This window comes from Flavobacterium chungangensis (assembly GCF_042654045.1).
In the GTDB taxonomy this organism is placed as follows: domain Bacteria; phylum Bacteroidota; class Bacteroidia; order Flavobacteriales; family Flavobacteriaceae; genus Flavobacterium; species Flavobacterium chungangensis.
Window position 1 is genome coordinate 138,097 of record NZ_JBHSFY010000016.1, and the last position, 20,175, is coordinate 158,271.

Genomic DNA, 20,175 nt, shown 5'->3' on the forward strand with positions numbered 1-20,175 from the left:
TTTTTAAATTGCATTTTTATACTTTAAATAACAATTAACTTCGCCAATGATATAATATTTTTATATTTGCGGTTCGATTTACAAACAAAATTCAAAAATCCATGGAATATTTAGATTTTGAGCTTCCAATTAAAGAACTTGAAGAACAGTTAGAAAAGTGCGTTATTATTGGAAAAGAATCTGACGTTGACGTAACGCCGACGTGCAAGGAAATCAACAAAAAATTAGTAGAGACTAAAAAAGAAATATATAAAAACCTTACGGCTTGGCAGAGGGTACAATTGTCAAGACACCCAAATAGACCTTATACTTTAGACTACATTAGAGCAATCTGTGGAGATACTTTCTTAGAACTTCATGGAGACAGAGGCTTTAAAGATGATAAAGCAATGGTTGGTGGTCTTGGAAAAATAAACGGTCAGTCGTTTATGATTGTTGGACAGCAAAAAGGTTACAATACAAAAACACGTCAGTACCGTAATTTCGGTATGGCTAATCCAGAAGGGTACCGTAAAGCTTTGCGTTTGATGAAAATGGCGGAGAAATTCGGAATTCCAGTTCTTACTTTGGTAGATACTCCAGGTGCATATCCAGGACTTGAAGCTGAAGAGAGAGGACAAGGAGAAGCTATCGCTAGAAATATTTTTGAAATGGTTCGTTTGCAAGTGCCAATCATCACTATTATTGTTGGTGAAGGTGCTTCAGGTGGAGCGTTAGGAATTGGTGTTGGAGACCGTGTTTATATGTTAGAAAACACTTGGTATTCTGTAATTTCTCCAGAATCTTGCTCTTCTATTTTATGGAAAAGCTGGGAGTATAAGGAGCGTGCAGCAGAAGCATTAAAATTGACTTCTTCTGATATGAAAAAACAAAAACTGGTTGATGATGTAATTCCAGAACCACTAGGCGGAGCACATTATGACAGAGAAACTACTTTTAAAACAGTGGCGGAATATATTACAAAAGGATATAACGAATTGAAAGACTTATCAACAGCCGATCTAATTGCCCAGAGAATGGATAAATACAGTAATATGGGCGAGTATAAAGAGTAAATTCATATTTAACGATTAAAAATCCGAAGCCCTGCGGTTTCGGATTTTTTTTTGGTTATGAACAAATCAATATTATTTATAAACAATTATTAGTTATAACTCGATAGCAGATTTTTTTTAAATTTTGCTACTTTCGCTATATGGAAAATTTCAAAAATGTAAACCCTGTTAAGGTCGACAAAACCACAATTATCAATCTAGAAAAAGGTAAGCTTCCTCCTCAAGTTATAGACTTAGAAGAGGCTGTTTTGGGTGCGATGATGATTGATAAAAAAGGGGTAGATGATGTAATTGATATTTTACAGCCAGATGCTTTTTACAAAGACGCGCACAAACATATTTTTGAAGCGATTTTACAGCTTTTTACCGAAACGCAGCCAATTGATATTTTAACGGTTTCGACACAGTTAAAGAAAAATGGAAAGTTAGATTTGGCTGGAGGTGATTTTTACCTGATTCAGCTTACGCAAAAAATTGCTTCTTCTGCCCACATCGAATTTCACTCGCGTATTATTCTTCAAAAATTTATTCAAAGAAGTTTAATTCGTATTTCATCTGAAATTATCGAAGAATCGTATGATGAAACTACAGACGTATTCGATTTGCTGGATAAAGCCGAATCTAAATTATATGAGGTAACACAAGGAAATATCAAGCGTAGTTCTGAAACTGCTCAGAGTTTGGTTCTTCAAGCGAAAAAACGTATTGAAGAAATCGCTGGTAAAGAAGGTTTGAGTGGTGTGGCAACAGGATTTGAGAAACTAGATGAAGTAACTTCTGGATGGCAACCTTCCGATTTAATTATTATTGCGGCTCGTCCCGGGATGGGTAAAACGGCTTTCGTCCTTTCGATGGCGAGAAACGTAAGTATTCAGTTCGGACATGCAGTAGCGATTTTCTCTCTGGAGATGGCATCGGTTCAGTTAATTACAAGGCTTATTTCTTCTGAAACAGGATTGTCTTCAGAAAAACTAAGAACAGGTAAATTAGAAAAGCACGAATGGGAACAGCTAAGTACTAAAGTGAAAAACTTAGAAAAAGCGCCATTATTTATTGATGATACACCGTCGCTTTCGATATTCGATTTACGTGCAAAATGCCGTCGTTTGGCTTCACAGCACGGAATCAAGTTAATTATTATTGACTACTTGCAGCTGATGACTGCAGGGGGAAGCGGAAAAGGAGGAGGAAACCGTGAGCAGGAGATCTCGACAATTTCCCGAAACTTAAAGGCTTTGGCAAAAGAGTTGAACGTTCCTGTAATTGCACTTTCTCAGTTATCGCGTGCCGTTGAGACCCGTGGATCTAGTAAACGTCCGCTTCTTTCGGATCTTCGTGAATCTGGAGCGATCGAGCAGGATGCCGATATCGTATCGTTTATTTATCGTCCTGAATATTATAAAATCGAAGAATGGGATGATGATGAAGCATCTTCGACACAAGGTCAGGCAGAGTTTATTATAGCCAAACACCGTAACGGTGGTCTTGAAAATATTCGTCTTAAATTCTTAGGACATTTAGGTAAGTTTGATAACCTTGAAGAGTTTACTGGAGGTTATGATGATTTGCCTTCTAAAATGAATCATGATGATAATCCTTTCCTAACAAAAAATTTACCATCTGCTAACGAAGCTTTCGGAAGTAATTTAAATGATGATGATGACGACAGCGATGTTCCATTTTAAAAGTTAAAAAAGCCTTATTATTAAGGCTTTTTTTATGTTTTTATGTTAATCGTCTAATAAAAATCAGTAGTTTAGCTAAACCAATTACAAACTATTAGTTTTTTATAAATTATTAACCAATAACAAATTTAAATTATGAATGAAGAAACCTTTCCAGGACCTATTCAGATTCCTGTAGCAACTGCAGACAAGTGGGAAAAGAGATATGACGACGATAGATCAGTCGAAGACTCAAAAAACAAAGTAAAAGCTTTCTTAATACCTAGAGAAAGTTTGAAGAAAGTGCTAGAACTTGATACAGAAGCTGTTTGGGCTTATTTGGGAATAAATGATCAAAATGAAAAAACATTACTTTTTGTAGGAGCCAAATACGATGAGAAAACTAAAAAATGGATTAATGTTTACGGTAAAGGAGATGGAGTAGAAGGTGGCGAAGGAGCTGCTGATGACATTGTATACGATGGTACAAGACCAAGCCCACCGTATTAATTAAAGATCTTTTTTAAGAATGGACGATTTTTTAATTTATTCAGGTTATTTGATTTTATTAATTAATCTAGTATTATATTCCATTAGCTTTTTCCGCAAGGAAAAAGCTAATGGTTTTTTTGTTATTTATTTAGCATTTGCATTTTTAATGCAGATGTCAATGGAATTATTGTATCATTTGCATTATAATAATTTATTTTTAGTTAATGTTTTTATTATAGGCCAAATGGTTTTATTAGGTCTTTTTTATAATTCGTTGATAAAAATTTTGAGCCAAAAAATATTTATAAAAAGTATTTTGTCAGTTGGAATATTAATTTTTTGCATCCAATTTCTAACAAATCCAAATGAGTTTTTAAAATTTAATTTATTTGCTATTACATTAACCTCTTTGTTTTGTGTCATTTTTGGCTTACTACATTTCTACAATATGCTTACCGAAAAGAAGGTTTATTATTATGTAACAATAGCGGTTATCTTTTTTATGTTAGGATCTACTGTTTTGTATTTAATTGGAAATTTAACCTTAACATTAAGTTTGGAGGTTAAATATTTTTCATGGAAACTAAATGCTTTTTTATTTTTAGTTTATCAATTAGTTATATTATATGAATGGAAGGTAAGTTTTTCTAAAAAGTCTTTAGAAAACTAATTTGTATTATTAAAAATAGATTATGAACCCCAATTCAATCCCTGAAAAAGAACTAGTAGCTATTATATTGTATATCTCGCTGTTTTTTATAATTGTTGCAGTTGCATTAATTATATTCTTTTATTTTTCTAGAAAGAAAATTATTCAAAAAGAATTAGAAAAAATAGATTTAATACTTCGATATCAAAAAGAACAGCTGCATGCTATTATTGTAACGCAAGAGGAAGAGCGTAAAAGAATTGCGCAAGATCTTCATGATGATATTAGTTCGAAATTAAATATTGTCTCCTTAAACAGTCATTTGCTTACAGCGCCAAACCTTACAGAAGCAGAAACTGCAGAAATTACAGAAAACATAATTGCTTTGACCACAAAGGCATTAGACAATTCTAGGAAAATTGCGCATAATTTGTTACCTCCAGTTTTTGAAAAATTTGGTTTAAGTGCAGGTATTGAAGAATTGTGCGAAGAATTTGAATCGAGCAAATCAGTAAAAACGTATTATAAAAATGAAATTGATTTTGATGAGAAGGACATAGACAGACATTTGCATGTTTTTAGGATTCTGCAGGAATTAATGAATAATTCGATTCGTCACGGAAAAGCGTCAGAGATATGGATTTCTTTTGCCAATAAAGACGGAATAAATACTTGTGATTATATAGATAACGGCGTGGGCTTTAATTGTTCAAATGCCGAAAATCAAAAAGGTTTAGGTATGAAAAATATCGATAGCCGAATATCATTTTTGCAGGGAACAATCGAAATTAACTCTGAAATTAATAAAGGTATTGTTGTAAATTTTACTTTTTAAGGCAAATTATGTGTTTTATTAAGGTTTTTGGTCAATAAAATAAAGGTATTTAGATTTTTTCTAATTCATATTTTGTAATTTCGACAAACCAAATTAAACGACCAAAACCAAAATACGATGAATGCTTCTATTAAAATTGCTCTAGTCGATGATGAAATTTTGTTTAGAAAAGGAATTTCTTTTTTACTACAGAGAGAAGAAAATATAGATATTCTCTTTGAAGCCTCAAATGGTGACGAGCTTATTACGCAACTGAACGAAAGAGAAATAACGCCCGATATAATAATAATGGACTTAAAGATGCCGGTCTTAAACGGAGTCGAAGCCACAAAAATTATTAGAAAAACGTTTCCCGATATTAAAATTATTGCATTGACTAGCTACGATACCAAATCATTTGTTGCCAATATGATTCAAGTTGGAGCAGTAGCTTACTTAATAAAAAATACAACTCCAAAAGATTTAATTCATACCATCAACGAAGTAGCAAAAAAAGGATTCTATTACAACGAAAATGTTTTAAAAACAATTCAAGAAACCATAGTTTCGCCTAAAAATGCAAGAGGCGGTTTAGAAACTAATTTCCTTTCGCCGCGCGAAATAGAAATTCTGCAATTAATTTGCCAGCAGAAAACTACAGCAGAAATTGCAGAACATCTTTTTTTAAGTCCAAGAACTATAGAAGGACACAGAAATAATTTATTACTTAAAACAGAATCGCGAAATATAGCTGGCTTAGTTGTTTATGCTATTCAGAATGAATTGGCAGTTTTAACAATCTAGAAAAATTATGCGGTCAAAAACTGAATTGACAGCACATAATATAATATGATTGTTATGACTAGAACGCATAGTCCTATTTTCTGAATTATATTCAGACCCTTTTGCTGGTTATTACTTTCATTAAACTTCATAGTTGGTTATTTTTTTTACAGCGATTAGTTTTATGAACCTGGGATAGCAAATGTATAGAGAATATTCTTCCTAATTACAGGTGTTTTTACCTGTTTTTTATGGTTTATAAATCAAGTTTCCTTCAAGCTTTTTATTTAACATTCTTTATAAGTAAGAAAAGATTCTAAGTATTCCTTTTTTGCTGATGGCTTTTATATCTTTACTAAAATAATTTTCTGATGAATAAAAGTTTATTCTACCTTTTTATACTATTAATGTCATTTAATGCAAAGGCTTCGTTTATCTTACTTCCGATGGACGAAACGACGCAGCAAAATCATTTAAAAGCATACGGAATTACTTACTGGTGTTTGAGTAGGGATTATAAAGCAAGCTGGCTTTTAAATTATCGTGGAGGTTCTTTCTTACTTCCTGATGCTGATGAAATTAGAAAAGAATGTAAAATAAGAGGAGTTAGTTTTGAAGTGATTTCAGATAGTGAACAGGCTTCTATTTTAAACGAAATTTCGAGCCCTTCTCAAAATATGGAATCGGTGATTTTAGAGAAAGCACCTAAAATTGCTGTTTATACTCCAAAAGGAAAACAACCTTGGGATGATGCCGTAACTTTGGTTTTAACTTATGCCGAAATTCCTTTTACTCCCATTTATGATGAAGAAGTTTTAAGCGATCAGTTATTAATGTACGATTGGCTTCATTTGCACCACGAAGATTTTACCGGACAATATGGGAAGTTTTATGCTGCCTACAAAAATACACCTTGGTATATTGATCAAAAAAGAGATGCTGAAGCTTTGGCGACAAAATTAGGATATGCAAAGGTGTCGCAGGAAAAAGGAGCCGTTGCAAAAAAAATTAGAGATTTTGTAATTGGTGGCGGTTTTATGTTTGCGATGTGTTCTGCAACAGATAGTTTTGATATTGCCCTGGCAGCAGATGGGGTGGATATTTGCGAAGCTATGTTTGATGGGGATCCTAGCGAATCTAATTATCAGTCAAAATTAAATTATAATAATTCTTTTGCCTTCAAAAACTTTACTTTAGAAAGAAGACCAGAAGTTTATGAGTTTTCAGATATCGACATGACGACAAAAAGACGCATTGTGATGGATAAGGATTATTTTACGTTAATGGAATTTTCTGCAAAATGGGACCCGATTCCAAGTATGTTGTGTCAAAACCATACACAATTAGTAAAAGGTTTTATGGGACAGACCACTTCTTTTGATACGTCTTTAATAAAATCGAATATCTTGATTATGGGAACATGCGAATTAAATGGCGAGTCAAGATATATTCATGGAGAAAAAGGCAAGGGAATGTTTACTTTTTTTGGAGGACATGATCCAGAAGATTTTCAACATCAGGTTGGAGATCCGCCAACGGTTTTAGATTTGCACCCTAATTCGCCTGGATATAGATTAATTTTGAATAATGTTCTATTTCCAGCTGCTAGAAAAAAGAAACTTAAAACCTAGATTAGTTGAGAGAAAACTCAAACCAGATCGGAATATGATCGGAAATTTTTCTTGCATTTTGTAAAGAATCAAAATCTTCGTAGAATTTAATAATTCCAGAATTACTAACCTGTAGATTCGATGTTTTATAAAAGATGTTGTCAAATTCAGATGCAAGACAAATATTGTTTTTGCATTGCTGTTTCAGAGTAGTTTTTTGATTTTTTAATACAGAAGCATACCCATTTTTTTTCAACGGATTAAAAACAGTGTGCTTTTCTGGGCAGTTAAAATCGCCTAAGAAAACGAGATTTAAATCAGGATATTCGTTTGGTAGAAACTTGAAGTATTTGATTTCGGTTTCGGGTTGTTTTTTTTGCGTTATAGCATGAAAATTAACGAGAGTGATTGTCTTTTTATTAATTTCAAACGTGGCAAAATAGGGTTCGCGGTCAATTTCTACGCTATATTTTCTTTCTAGCCAAGGCTTAGTCTTCAATTTGGCTTTATTAGTTTTCCAAATAAAAGCATAGCGTTCCGTTTTGTAACTGCTCCCAGAAGTTGGATCACTTATGCTGTAATCCCATTTATTTCCTTTTTGATTAAGCACTGCGGCAAGTTTTGCAACAGTTTGAGCACCTCCATTTCCAGCAACAACTTCTTGAATTGCGATTATATCATAATTAGAAATTATTTTGGCGATATAATTTAAATGAGAATCAGATTTTGATTTTCCAAAGTTTTCGATATTCCATGATACCGCTTTGGTTTGTGCAAAAGATATAAATACAAATAATAATAAGACGAGGCTGAGCGTTTTTTTCATGAAAAATTTAATGGAACTAAGATACAAGTCTTCTCTTCCAGCAATAATTAAGCCTTTCTTAAAATTAATTAATGTTTTTTATATCGATTTTTTAGAGCGGTCCCGATAATTATAATTTGTAAAACTAATAATGCTGGAATAAATATTATTTTCCAATCAATTTCTAGCCATCCAGTTTTTTCAGAAATAACTGCAAAGCTTATTGATAAAAAGAGGCAAAGTAGCATTGTTTTCATAAGGATTCTATTTTGTGTAGTATTAAGTCTAGAGAATATAATACTCGCTTTACTTTTTGGTTTCATTGGTAGGTTAATAGGTCATCACAAATTTAGGAGTATAAAAAGTGTTATCCTTACGGGAAACCGTAAAGTGTATAAAAAATTATACTAGCCCAAAATCTTTTGCAATCGCAATTAAATGCACATTATTATTAGCTTTAAAATAAATCTTCAACTTATTGATTCTTTTTTCTATACTACTTGTTCCGTTAGGAGTTATAGATGAATCTTTGAACTCTCTAGAAATACTTTCTAAAATATATCCCTGAGATAAAAGTTTTAAAATTGAGATATCGTAAGATTCAATTTCAATTAAAGCTTTATCATTAAAATTAAAAGACAAATCAGAAGAAAGAACTTTTTCTTCGTTATTAAATGTGCTTTCTATAGCATTTCTTAATTCAGAAATACTATTTCTTCCTTTTGTTACATAAGCATTAATGCCAAGTTCATTAAAAAGAGTTTTAATTCTATAGCTTTTATCTTCTATAGAAAAAACTATTTTTTTTAGTTCTGGCTGCACTTTATTTACAGCTTCAACAAGTTCATCGCCACTATTTAAAGTTACTTTTCTATGATCAGATTTAAAGGATAAATCTGTAATCATTAAATCGTAAGGTTCTTTTTCAGCCAATGCCTTTTTTACTTTAAGTAATCCTTCGTCGCAATATTTCACGTGATGAATTACGGGAACTTGTAATTCTTCAAGTACTTGAACAACTGCAATGCTGATACTGTCTAGATCTTCGGCAACTAAAACTTTTTTAAACATATATTTTCTTATATTGGAAATTTGAAATTTACTTTAAAACCATTTTCTGAATATGGGTCAAAATTAAGAGTTCCTTTTATTGTTTTAATACGGTTTTCCACATTTTGTAGTCTTTTTTCTAAAATAGTCTTTTTTAGGGTAATATTTGTGCCGTTGTCAGCGTACATTATGATGATATTTTTCTCTTCTTTTTTGAAGGTTAGACTTACTAGCGAAGCATTGTTCAGGGTTTTCATTGAATCAAAAATTTCCTGAATAACGCGGTAAACAATAATTTTTTTTACACGATCAATTTTCGACCACGAAAAAGTGTTTAAACCATTTATTATGATATTCAAATTTGAAGTGGAGTATTCCGAAATCATTTCCTTTAGGCCATTTGAATAATTTTCATTGGTTTGTATAGTGCTATTTTCTCTAGAAATACTGCGCATTTTTGAGTAAATGCGGCTTAGGTAATTAAGAAATTGTTCTTTATTACTGACGTTTTCAAGGTTGTTATTTCTGGCAAAAGATAAAGTTTCATCAATATCTTTTTCAAGGTCGTTTTCTAATTTATCAGAAATTCGAATTTCGTTTTTAAAAACAGCATCATTTTTCTCTCTTTTGCCTTTTAAAGTCAGGTAAAAAACTAGAAAAACGAATATGAAAATGGTTATTGATAATGCAATATAAGAGATAAAACTCCTGTTCTTTTGTCTTTGTATTTCCAATTTATGCTCTGCTCTTTGAATTTTAAGCTCTAAGTTTTCTTCTTTATCCTTGGTGAAATTATATTTTATATTGGCAAATTGATTTTTTTGTGTTAAACGAATTTTATTAATACTGTCTCTAAAATTGATATAAATCTTAGAATATTTTTTTATATCGTTTCCTGTACTGGTTCTTATTAAAGTTTCCAGAGCATACTTTTTTTGCTTATAGGTATTTACAACGCACGCATGTTTATAAGCTGTTTTGGCATATTTTTTTGCCAAAGCAGGATTTGAACTTAAGTAATAATCAGAAAGATTTGAATAACTATCTGGTAAGTTCTGTCTATCATTTAATTTAAGTCTAATTTTAAGAGCTTCTTGGTAGTAGGGTAGCGCTCTAGAGTCATTTAAATTGGCATAAGAAATACCTATATTGTTCCTCATTACAGCATAGTCTAATGCTTCATAATCTTTTAAAGAATTTGTTTTTTTCTTATTACCATAATAACCAGCAGTGGTTAGTTGTGTATAGATTTTAATCGCTTTTTTATAATCGCCCTGATACATGTAAACTAATGCAATATTAGCTAATGCATTTGCTTTTCTTCTCGGACTTGCATGTAGATTGTATGCTTTTTTAGCATATATAAGCGCATTGTCATAATCGTTTGTTGCAGAATAATTTTCTGAAATAATTTTGTAAGTTTCCCAAGCAAACCTTGGTTTTTTTAGGTATTTAAGTTGCGGTAATACTTTAGTAGCGGTAGCTTCACTTTCCAGATAATTGCCTTCATATAGCTGAATTAGCGCTATAGAAATTAATGCGTCAACATAATCTATTCTGTTTTTTTCAGGGTCTGAAAGGTGAATTATGGTTAGGTAATTTTTGTAGGCCTTCAAATATTCATTTTGGTCAAAATCATGGTCAGCTATTAAGGTCAGCCTTTTTATTTCGGCGGTGTTGTCAGTTCTTTTTATAATTGCCGGAATTTCTTTTTCGCAAGAAGTCGGAATGACCAGCAGAAAAATAACGGAAACTAAAATTGGAACAAAAGCAGATATTTTCATTTGAGGAGCTTATGGTTAAAGCATTATTTATATTGGAAGTTTTACAAAAACCTTAAATCCCTGATTTGGATTCAAAGCGACATTAAAGGTTCCTCGTGCTGGTTTAAGGCGATTTTCGATAGTAGCAAATCTCTTGTTTAAATTAACATCATCCTGAATTTTGGTAGAGTTGTCAGCATAGGTAATTACTATAGTTCTCTCATTCTTCTTAAATGTGATACTTGCCAGCGAAGCGTCACTGATAATTTTTGCCTGATCAAAAATTTCCTGAACAACACGGAAAATAGTTATTTTTTTTACACGATCAATTTTAGACCAGGATAATGAGTTTAAACCATTTATAATAATATTTAAATTAGAAGTTGTATATCCTGAAATCATTTCTTTTAGGACTTTTTCGTAATCTTCATTAACTATGATTGCACTATTTTCTCTTGAAATATTTCTTGTTTTTGAATAAATATTGGTCAGGTTATAAAGAAATTTTTCCTTGTTTTCGAGATTTTCTAATTTGTGAGTTTTTGCAAAAACTAATGTATCATAGATATCTGTTGTTAGTTCATTATGCAATTTGTCTGATATACGTATTTCGCTTTCAAAAACAGCATCGTTTTTTTCCTTTCGTCCTTTATGAGTAATATAATAAGTAATAAAAAACAAAGCGAAAGTACTGATAGAAATCACTATGTATGAAATAAAACTTCTATTTTTTTGCCTTTGAAGCTCTAATTCATTTTCTGCTTTTTGATTTTTAAGTTCTAAATTTTCTTCTTTGTCTTTCTTAGAAGTATATATAATATCAGCAAATTGATTTTTTGCTTTTTTCCTGCTAATAAGGAGACTGTCAATTTTTTTACTATAAACTTTCCAATGTTTTTTTGAATTTCCAGCATTATCCGCTTCGAGTAGATGAGCTAACATATTAATTTCATTTGTTGCTGATTTTGTTTTTTTTGAGTAATAGTAAGCTTTCTCAGCATTAATTTTTTTTAGCTCTGGATTATTGTATTTCGAGTAATATAAATAAAAAGCATAGTAATTGCCGATTAGTTCATAATCGTCGTTAAGTGTAAGAGTCAATTCTAAACTTTCTTTAAAGCATTTGAATGAATCTTCTTTATGACCTCCGAGTCGTAAATAGCAAAGTCCTAAATTATACAATATAGCTGCACGTTGAATATTTGTATTTGAAGGCGTGATTTTATCTTCAATTCTGTATCTAGAAATTGGTTCTAATAGATCTATTGCCTCTTGATATTTTTCCTGGTGCATATATGCAAATGCAATTTCTGATAATATCCGTGCTTTTCTAAAAGTTGAGATTGCCTTTTTTAATGCTTTTCTATGATAATATAGCGCCTTTTCATAGTCATACATATACAAATAGTTATAGGCCATAAAGGTATAAGCATTAACGGGATACTTTACATTGGTAGTTTTTTCTAAATAAGGGAATGCTTTTATAAGGGTAGTTTCTGCTTCAGAATAATTGCCATATTGCTGAAAGATTTCTACCATACTGTTTAATGCACCTACGTAATCATCTGCATAGTCAGCTTTTGGAACGCATAATAATTGTGTTTTGTTGAAATAAAAAAGAGCACTGTCGTTTTTTTCTAAATCCCAAAAAGCATTTGCTTTTTGCATCATTTGTTTTATTTCAGCTGAATGATCCGTTTTCTTATAATTTACTCGGTGTTTATTTATTTCAGAAGACCGTATAGAAAAAAATAGTGCTAAAATTAGCGCGAAGATTAGCAAATAAAAAACAAGATGCTTTTTTTGAATAAAGAAAAATAGGTCTTTAATCATTATACTGGAAGTTTAATTAAAACTTTGAAACCCTTTCCCAGATCTGAATGAATTTCAATATGACCTTTGGCAGCATGAATTCGGTTCTCAATATTATGCAAACCATTTTTTAAAACCATTTTGTTTGTATCAATTCCTTTTCCGTTATCGGTATAATTGATTATTATAGTATTCTCCAATTCTTTAAAGGTTAACGCTGCTAGAGTTGCATCACTATGTTTTTTCATGTTTACAAGTAATTCTTGTATAGTTCGGTAAATTGATGTTTTTTTATTTTTATCAATTTTATCCCAAGAAATAGTATTCAAACCATTTATTAATAGATTAATATTTGGCGTGTCAAATCCTGAGATCATCTCTTTCAGGGAGACTATATAATTTTGATTGCTAATAACAGGAGTATTATCCTTCGAAATATTTCTTGTTCGAGAATAAATATTGTCAAGACTTTTTAATAAATGATTTCTGTTTTCTTCAGAAGAAAGATTTCTGTTTTCGGCAAATGCCATTGTATGGTAAATATCGTTAGCCAGCTCATCATGTAATTTTTTTGAAATTCTGATTTCGCTTTGATAAGTTGCTTCAATTTTTTGGCGATTAGCTCGTACAGTAAGAAAAAAATATAGAAAAACAATCAGACATGAGGCCAATATAATTATGACATATGAAACAATATTTCTGCTTTCCTGCTTTGCTATTTGGAGCTCATTTTTAATTTTCTGTGCTCTTAATTTCAAGTTTTCCTCTTTTTCTTTTTTAGAGTCGTATTTGATTTTTGCAAATTGATTTTTAGCTTTTTGCCTTACTTCATAAATACTATCGATCACTTTTGTATAAATAAGTGCATATTTTTTTGAATCAATATCAGAACTGTTTTCTATAATAAACTTTAAAGCAACTAAGCGGTCATCGGTGTTGCCCGATAAGGTGTGATTTTTGTAGCTTAATTGCGCATATTTCATTGCTAAATCAGCTTTGTCGTTTTGATAGTATTCGGCAAGATTGTAGTAAGTTCTGCCCAAACCATCGGTATAATTTGCTTTTGACTTTATTTTTAAACTCGTTTCAAAAAAAGACAATGCTTTTGGATCCTTAAGTTTATAATAGCAATAACCTATATAATCTAATATTTTAGAGTAGTTTTCAGGACTTTGCTGTACAATTTTCTCATTACTTATCGAAAGAAAAATGGGCAATGCTTTTTCAAACTTTTGTTGCTTTAGGTAAATAACTGCGATATTATTTCTAGCTTCAAGTTTGTTAATTCTACTTGTATTTAAAGTAAAAGCTTTAGAATAATAGTATATAGCAGTTGGATAGTCATAAGTATAATAATAATTTCTTCCTAAAACACTATAGATATTCCATACGTAATCTTGATTTTTTATTCGGTTTAAAAACGGAATTGTTTCCATTGATGTTTTAATGCTTCCCACAAAATCCTCATGGTCCTGTTGAATTTCGGCCATGTAATACATGCAGGAAACATAATTATTAAGATCTTCTTTAAGATCGCAAACTGCTCTAGCTTTATTGTAATAAAAAAATGCGCTGTCAGTGTTGTTGTGATTTTTGTAAAATTGGTCTGCTTTGCTTATGAGCTTATGAATTTCGATCTCTCTTTTTGTTTTTTTTGAGTTATCTGTATTTTGCTTTTCACAAGAAAAAAGCAGTAATAAAGTAGTTGTTAAAAAAGTAATTATTTGTATTCTAGGTGGTATCATGCGCCAAAAATAAAAAAATCTAGAAATCATGAAAGAGTATAAATACGGTATTTTAAAATATTTTCAATTTACGCTTTTTTGTATTCTGATTTCTAAATAAATACAAAAAGCCCTTTATCGATAAGGGCTTTTAAGTTCTAATTGCTTGTAAATATTCTCTTTATAAATTATGACGCACGCATTCCGGTAGTAATTGCTAATCTATTCCAAGAGTTAATTGTGATGATAGCCAAAAGTATTTCTGCAAGGTATTTTTCATCAAATAATTTAGCTGCATTTTCGTAAACTTCATCAGAAACGTGATTGCCAATTAAGGTTACTTGTTCTGTTAAAGCTAAAATTGCTTTTTCTTCTTCGGTGTAAAAATCAGCTTCGCGCCAAGCACTAATTAAGTAAATTCTTTGTTCAGAAATGCCATGCTTTCTAGCATCAGCAGTATGCATATTAATACAAAATGCACAACCATTAATTTGAGAAGCTCGGATTTTGATTAATTCTTTATGAACAGGAGTTAATGAAGTTGTAGAAATATATTTCTCTAAGTTCATTAATGCTTGATAAGCTTCTGGAGCAACATTCGGAATAACAATTCTTGGTTTCATTTTTATATGTTTTAAAAGTTCATTACAAAGGTCAGCAATGTATGCTTTTAAAATCTTGAACTACTTCAAGAAATTCCAATCAGACTTTTCCAGCTCGTATTTTACTCATAAATTCTGCAGAGAAATCTAAATAGGAGGCAAGCATATACTGAGGAACCCGTTGAACAAATTCTGGGAAATGGTCATTAAAGTGATGATATCTTTCTTCTGCCGACATTGTAAACAAATACTTGATACGCATTTGCATAGCGCCAAAACTTTTTTGCATCACTATTCTAAAATACCTTTCAAGATTTGGTATTTCAATTAACAGTGATTCTAAAATTGTTTTGTCAATGGCAATAACTTCTGAATTCTCTACAGCCTGTAAATAAAAGCTTGAAGGAATATGATTATGGTAGCTTAAATAATCCGTAATCCACCAGTTTTCGATGCCAAATTGCAAAGTTTGTTCCGCTCCTTTAGAGTTGATAATATATTGCCGAATACAGCCTTTAGTAATAAAGTACATAGTATTGCAAATTTGGCCTTCTTTTAAAATCTGCTCTTTCTTTTTTATTTTCGAAAGCTCTAGACATGATTCTAATTTATCAATATCTGAAGCTTCAAGAGAAATGAATTTTTGAATATGAAGGATAAGTGAATTTTGCATTACTTTGAAAGTTACTTAAGTAAAAGTAATTTATTATTTGGTTTCTTAATTAGAATTTCCTTAAAAACAAAAAACCATTCGAATAAACGAATGGTTTTTTTATAATAAGTAAGTAATCTTAAATTGAGTTTATAAAACGTTTATTTTACTTTATTAAGAATAGCTTTGAAAGCTTCTGGGTGGTTCATAGCTAAATCTGCAAGAACTTTACGGTTCAATTCGATTCCGTTAGCTTTAACTTTCCCCATGAATTGAGAATAAGACATTCCTTCTAATCTAGCTCCAGCGTTGATACGTTGAATCCATAAAGCACGGAAATTTCTTTTGTTTTGTTTTCTATCGCGGTAAGCGTAGCACATTGCTTTCTCTACTGCATTCTTAGCAACTGTCCAAACGTTTTTACGTCTTCCAAAGAAACCTTTGGCTTGCTTCATTATTTTTTTTCTTCTTGCTCTTTTAGCAACTGAATTTACCGATCTTGGCATAATTTTAATGTGTTTTTGTAGCAGGCGTCCTGAATTGAATCAAAGGAACTTAAAGCCATACTCCAAGGTTATATAAATAATTTTTTTAACCTAAAGAATTATTAGATAATTCTTAATTGTTGTTTGATGCTTTTCATATCTGTTTTGTGAACTAGCGCTGAGTGAGTCAAAGCTAATTTACGTTTTTTAGATTTTTTAGTCAAGATGTGACTTTTAAAAGCATGCTTTCTTTTAATCTTTCCAGAGCCAGTAACTTTAAAACGTTTCTTAGCGCTAGATTTTGTTTTCATTTTAGGCATTTTTCCTAGTGTTTTAATTTATTCTTACTTACTTATATTTTTGTTTCAGGTTTAAAGTTTCAAGTTCTTTGACTGAACACTGAGACTGAAAACTGAACACTATTTCTTTTTCTTCGGAGCAATGAACATAATCATTCTCTTTCCTTCCAAAACAGGCATAGCTTCAACTTTACCATGTTCCTCTAAATCTTGAGCAAGACGTAATAATAGAATTTGACCTTGATCTTTATAAATGATAGAACGACCTTTGAAGAAAACAAAAGCTTTTAATTTAGCTCCTTCTTTTAAGAATTTCTCCGCGTTCTTTCTTTTAAATTCATAATCATGCTCGTCAGTTTGAGGACCAAATCGTATTTCCTTTACAACAACCTGAGAAGATTTAGCTTTTAATGCCTTATCTCTTTTCTTTTGTTCGTAAACAAATTTCTTGTAGTCCATGATTTTACAAACCGGTGGTTCAGCGTTTGGCGAAATTTCAACCAAATCCAATTCAAATTGGTCGGCTAAACGTAACGCATCGGCAATTTTAAAAACCCCTGGTTCAATGTTTTCACCTACAAGACGTACTTCAGGAACACGAATAAGATTGTTTATTCTGTGCGCATCTTTTTTCTCTACTCGAGGTTGAAAACCTCTGTTACTTTTTATTGCTATGACTTTCTAATTTAAGTTAAACTGTAAATACTTTTAATGTCTTTTTTATTTCTTCGTCTACAATCGAAGCAAATTCTTCGATAGAAACTGTGATATTACCTTTCCCTTCTTGTCCGTGACGACGAATAGAAATCGTTCCGTTTTTCTCTTCTTCCTCACCAACGATAAGCATAAATGGAATTTTCTGCATCTCTGCATCTCTAATTTTCTTACCGATAGTTTCATTTCGGTTGTCAATTAGGGCGCGAATTTCGTGATTTTCTAGCAAATCTAAAACTTTTTTAGCATAATTTTCGTATTTCTCGCTCAAAGACAAGATAATAGCTTGTTCAGGCATTAGCCAAAGTGGGAAATTTCCTGCTGTGTGCTCTAGTAAAATTGCTATAAAACGTTCCATAGATCCAAAAGGAGCTCTGTGAATCATGACAGGGCGATGTAATTCATTATCAGCACCTTTGTAAGTCAATTCAAAACGTTCAGGTAAGTTGTAATCTACCTGAATTGTTCCTAATTGCCATTGTCTTCCCAAAGCATCTTTTACCATGAAATCTAGTTTCGGACCATAAAAAGCAGCTTCACCATATTCTACAACAGTATTAAGACCTTTGTCTTTTGCTGCATTGATAATCGCATTCTCTGCCTTTTCCCAGTTCTCATCAGTACCAATGTACTTTTCTCTATCTTCTTGATCTCTTAATGAAATTTGGGCAGTAAAGTTTTCAAAACCTAATGAACCAAATACATACAATACAAGGTCAATTACTTTTTTGAACTCTTCATCTAATTGCTCTGGAGTACAAAAAATATGCGCATCATCTTGAGTAAACCCTCTAACACGAGTTAAACCATGTAATTCCCCAGATTGCTCATATCTATATACAGTACCAAATTCAGCGTAGCGTTTAGGTAAATCTTTATAAGACCAAGGTCTTACATTGTAAATCTCACAGTGGTGAGGACAGTTCATTGGTTTCAATAAAAACTCTTCTCCTTCAGCTGGTGTGTGAATTGGCTGAAAACTATCAGCTCCATATTTGGCATAGTGACCAGAAGTAACATAAAGTTCCTTTTGACCAATATGCGGACTAACAACTTGCTCGTATCCAGCTTTCTTTTGTGCTTTCTTTAAAAATTGCTCCAAACGTTCTCTTAAAGCAGCCCCTTTAGGCAACCATAAAGGTAAACCCTGACCAACTTTCTGAGAAAAAGCAAATAATTCAAGCTCTTTTCCAAGTTTACGGTGATCACGACGTTTTGCTTCCTCAAGAAGTTCAAGATACTCAGTTAAATCTTTTTGTTTAGGGAAAGAAGTTCCATAAACACGAGTTAACTGTTTGTTTTTCTCATCACCTCTCCAGTAAGCACCAGCGACACTCATGATTTTCACAGCTTTGATAATTCCAGTATTTGGAATATGTCCACCGCGGCATAAATCAGTAAAAGTAGAGTGGTCGCAGAATGTAATAGTCCCGTCTTCAAGATTTGAAATCAATTCAGTCTTGTAAACATTGTCTTTATACATTTCCAACGCTTCCGCTTTAGTTACTGGACGCATTTTAAAATCGAACTTTCCTCTTGCAATTTCAAGAATACGATCTTCAATCTTTTTGAAATCAGCTTCAGAAATTTTCTGATCTTCAAAATCCACATCATAATAGAAACCATTAGCAATTGCAGGCCCAAGAGTTAATTTAATTCCAGGGTACAATTCCTCAAGAGCTTGCGCCATTACGTGCGAAGTCGAATGCCAGAAAGCTTTTTTTCCTTCCGAATCATTCCAAGTATATAAAATAAGATTACCGTCGGTCGTTAATGGAGTTTCGGTTTCAATAGTTGTACCATTAAAAGATGCAGAAATCACGTTTCTAGCAAAACCTTCGCTAATGTTTTTAGCGACCTCCATTGGAGTTACGCCTTGAGCGAACTCTCTAATTGACCCATCGGGTAAAGTAATCTTGATCATTGTTTATAATTTTGTGAATGCAAATATACATGATTACAAAAATACATACAATATATAAGTACAAGTTTACTCATTATATATAAGTATAGTTTTTGTTATGCTATATATAAGGAGAAAGTATACGCTGTCCGGTTGAGCGAAGTCGAAGCCTTTTTTAAAGTCATCGCAAATCTGACAGTTTTCCAAACGAGACGGGTTTGTTTTTTTTATGCATATAATAAGAGGAAAATCTAGGTTGTCATGCTGAGCGAAGTCGAAGCCCTTTTAGCGGCGCCATTTGGAATTTGGGATTTTAAAAAAAAATAGGCATTGCTTTTTTAGGAGCTATTTCCCGCTATCCGCTTCAATCTTTTCATGGCGAACCCCGCCATAAAAAGGATTTCCGCTTCTATCGGGGCTAGGGCACCATTTTCCAGAGGCGGCTTAAAGGGGAAAACGGCTGGTTTTGGAAGTAAGAGAAGGAAAAACTTGGCGGCGCAGCGCCTTTTCGGGATAAAAAAGGGAAGAGAGCGCCTTTTGAAAATATGGAATCTCTTCAAAAAAGGGGCTTAAAGGCTGAAAACTCCATAAAAAGGGAATGCCGAAACGGGCGGAAAATGCCAAAACAATGAAGGTGTGCAGAAAAACCTCACAATTATTCAGAAAAGTTTAAAATGTAAACAGGCTGTTATGAGTGAGTTAAGAAATAAAGCAAAAAAAGATGGGAAAAATGTAAAAGAAAGTGTTGGAAATGTAAATAAAGGTTCTACTTTTGCACCCGCAACAGCGAAGGCGTTCATCGAAATACTGGCAGGAAAAGAGAATCAGGCGAAAAGAAATTTTCAAAAAAAAAGATTCGAAAAAGCTTGCGAGATTTGAAAATGCTTTCTACATTTGCACCCCGCAAAACACGGAAAGTTCATTGGGAGACTGGGAGGAAAATTGGAGAAAACGGGATTGAAAAAATCTCAAAAAAAAACTTTAAATTTTTCTTGCAGGAAACAAAAAGAAGTTTTAGTTTTGCACCCGCTTTGAGATACAGGCTAAAACAAAAGAAGACACGTTCGTAGACATATTGAATTGACAGCCGTTCTGAAAGAGATTTCAGAACAAAAAGAATAAGAGCAGTAGAATCGGAAGATTCGAAAAGAACCGATAGGAAGAGCATCGACTATATAATATTAAAATATACGATGAAGAGTTTGATCCTGGCTCAGGATGAACGCTAGCGGCAGGCTTAACACATGCAAGTCGAGGGGTAGAGGCTTTCGGGCCTTGAGACCGGCGCACGGGTGCGTA

The 20,175-nt window shown here is 32.2% G+C and carries 20 protein-coding genes and 1 rRNA gene; 9 read left to right on the forward strand and 12 right to left on the reverse strand.

The features are described from left to right. Positions 1-101 precede the first annotated feature (101 nt). The 7 genes from ACFO3N_RS21440 (at position 102) to ACFO3N_RS21470 (ending at position 7,088) form a co-directional block, all read left to right on the forward strand. Positions 102-1,055: an acetyl-CoA carboxylase carboxyltransferase subunit alpha gene (locus tag ACFO3N_RS21440; protein ID WP_095931683.1), complete on the forward strand. Its 954-nt coding sequence runs from the start codon at positions 102-104 to the stop codon at positions 1,053-1,055. Positions 1,056-1,195: 140 nt separating this feature from the next. Beyond that, positions 1,196-2,740, forward strand: a complete 1,545-nt coding sequence (gene dnaB, locus ACFO3N_RS21445; RefSeq protein WP_248727994.1) for a replicative DNA helicase — start codon at positions 1,196-1,198, stop codon at positions 2,738-2,740. A gap of 135 nt (positions 2,741-2,875) precedes the next feature. Further along, complete coding sequence (locus ACFO3N_RS21450) at positions 2,876-3,229, forward strand: hypothetical protein (protein ID WP_379800928.1); 354 nt, start codon at positions 2,876-2,878, stop codon at positions 3,227-3,229. A gap of 19 nt (positions 3,230-3,248) precedes the next feature. Continuing rightward, positions 3,249-3,881: a hypothetical protein gene (locus ACFO3N_RS21455; protein WP_320493262.1), complete on the forward strand. Its 633-nt coding sequence runs from the start codon at positions 3,249-3,251 to the stop codon at positions 3,879-3,881. Between the two features lie 22 nt (positions 3,882-3,903). After that, the gene (locus ACFO3N_RS21460; protein ID WP_379800929.1) at positions 3,904-4,695 is read left to right on the forward strand and encodes a sensor histidine kinase; all 792 of its coding nucleotides are present in this window, start codon (positions 3,904-3,906) and stop codon (positions 4,693-4,695) included. A 117-nt stretch (positions 4,696-4,812) separates the two neighbouring features. Next, on the forward strand, positions 4,813-5,478 hold the full coding sequence (locus tag ACFO3N_RS21465) for a response regulator transcription factor (protein WP_095931678.1): 666 nt from the start codon (positions 4,813-4,815) through the stop codon (positions 5,476-5,478). Between the two features lie 350 nt (positions 5,479-5,828). Beyond that, entirely contained in the window at positions 5,829-7,088 is a 1,260-nt protein-coding gene (locus ACFO3N_RS21470) for an asparagine synthetase B (RefSeq protein ID WP_250837190.1), read from the forward strand. A gap of 1 nt (position 7,089) precedes the next feature. On the opposite strand, the gene ACFO3N_RS21475 is transcribed toward ACFO3N_RS21470, so the two are convergent. The 12 genes from ACFO3N_RS21475 to thrS all read right to left on the reverse strand — a co-directional run bounded on the left by ACFO3N_RS21475 (position 7,090) and on the right by thrS (position 18,897). After that, entirely contained in the window at positions 7,090-7,893 is an 804-nt protein-coding gene (locus ACFO3N_RS21475) for an endonuclease/exonuclease/phosphatase family protein (RefSeq protein WP_379800930.1), read from the reverse strand. 68 nt (positions 7,894-7,961) lie between these two features. After that, positions 7,962-8,129 carry a hypothetical protein gene (locus tag ACFO3N_RS21480; RefSeq protein WP_172426959.1) on the reverse strand — a complete coding sequence of 56 codons (168 nt, stop codon included), beginning with the start codon at positions 8,127-8,129 and terminating at the stop codon, positions 7,962-7,964. Between the two features lie 145 nt (positions 8,130-8,274). Next, positions 8,275-8,943 (reverse strand): DNA-binding transcriptional response regulator, encoded by a 669-nt coding sequence (locus tag ACFO3N_RS21485; protein WP_379800931.1) that lies wholly within the window; start codon positions 8,941-8,943, stop codon positions 8,275-8,277. 8 nt (positions 8,944-8,951) lie between these two features. Continuing rightward, positions 8,952-10,706 (reverse strand): ATP-binding protein, encoded by a 1,755-nt coding sequence (locus tag ACFO3N_RS21490; protein WP_379800932.1) that lies wholly within the window; start codon positions 10,704-10,706, stop codon positions 8,952-8,954. A gap of 27 nt (positions 10,707-10,733) precedes the next feature. Further along, positions 10,734-12,518, reverse strand: coding sequence for an ATP-binding protein (locus ACFO3N_RS21495; protein WP_379800933.1), 1,785 nt, complete (start codon positions 12,516-12,518; stop codon positions 10,734-10,736). Continuing rightward, complete coding sequence (locus ACFO3N_RS21500) at positions 12,518-14,242, reverse strand: tetratricopeptide repeat-containing sensor histidine kinase (RefSeq protein ID WP_379800934.1); 1,725 nt, start codon at positions 14,240-14,242, stop codon at positions 12,518-12,520. Before ACFO3N_RS21500 ends, ACFO3N_RS21495 begins: the two co-directional genes overlap by 1 nt. Positions 14,243-14,409: 167 nt before the next feature. Beyond that, the gene (locus ACFO3N_RS21505) at positions 14,410-14,844 is read right to left on the reverse strand and encodes a carboxymuconolactone decarboxylase family protein (protein WP_095931670.1); all 435 of its coding nucleotides are present in this window, start codon (positions 14,842-14,844) and stop codon (positions 14,410-14,412) included. 79 nt (positions 14,845-14,923) lie between these two features. Next, entirely contained in the window at positions 14,924-15,496 is a 573-nt protein-coding gene (locus ACFO3N_RS21510) for a Crp/Fnr family transcriptional regulator (RefSeq protein ID WP_379800935.1), read from the reverse strand. Between the two features lie 140 nt (positions 15,497-15,636). Beyond that, positions 15,637-15,981 (reverse strand): 50S ribosomal protein L20, encoded by a 345-nt coding sequence (rplT, locus tag ACFO3N_RS21515; RefSeq protein WP_007810721.1) that lies wholly within the window; start codon positions 15,979-15,981, stop codon positions 15,637-15,639. A 101-nt stretch (positions 15,982-16,082) separates the two neighbouring features. Next, the gene (gene rpmI / locus ACFO3N_RS21520) at positions 16,083-16,280 is read right to left on the reverse strand and encodes a 50S ribosomal protein L35 (RefSeq protein WP_022827375.1); all 198 of its coding nucleotides are present in this window, start codon (positions 16,278-16,280) and stop codon (positions 16,083-16,085) included. Between the two features lie 99 nt (positions 16,281-16,379). Beyond that, positions 16,380-16,934 (reverse strand): translation initiation factor IF-3, encoded by a 555-nt coding sequence (gene infC, locus ACFO3N_RS21525; RefSeq protein ID WP_095931668.1) that lies wholly within the window; start codon positions 16,932-16,934, stop codon positions 16,380-16,382. 16 nt (positions 16,935-16,950) lie between these two features. Next, a complete protein-coding gene (gene thrS, locus ACFO3N_RS21530; RefSeq protein WP_379800936.1) occupies positions 16,951-18,897 on the reverse strand; it encodes a threonine--tRNA ligase in 1,947 nt (648 codons plus the stop codon). A 669-nt stretch (positions 18,898-19,566) separates the two neighbouring features. Between thrS and ACFO3N_RS21535 the strand changes: the two genes are divergently transcribed. Next, the gene (locus tag ACFO3N_RS21535; protein WP_379800937.1) at positions 19,567-19,755 is read left to right on the forward strand and encodes a hypothetical protein; all 189 of its coding nucleotides are present in this window, start codon (positions 19,567-19,569) and stop codon (positions 19,753-19,755) included. Positions 19,756-20,066: 311 nt separating this feature from the next. After that, positions 20,067-20,175, forward strand: a 16S ribosomal RNA gene (locus ACFO3N_RS21540); the annotation flags it as partial.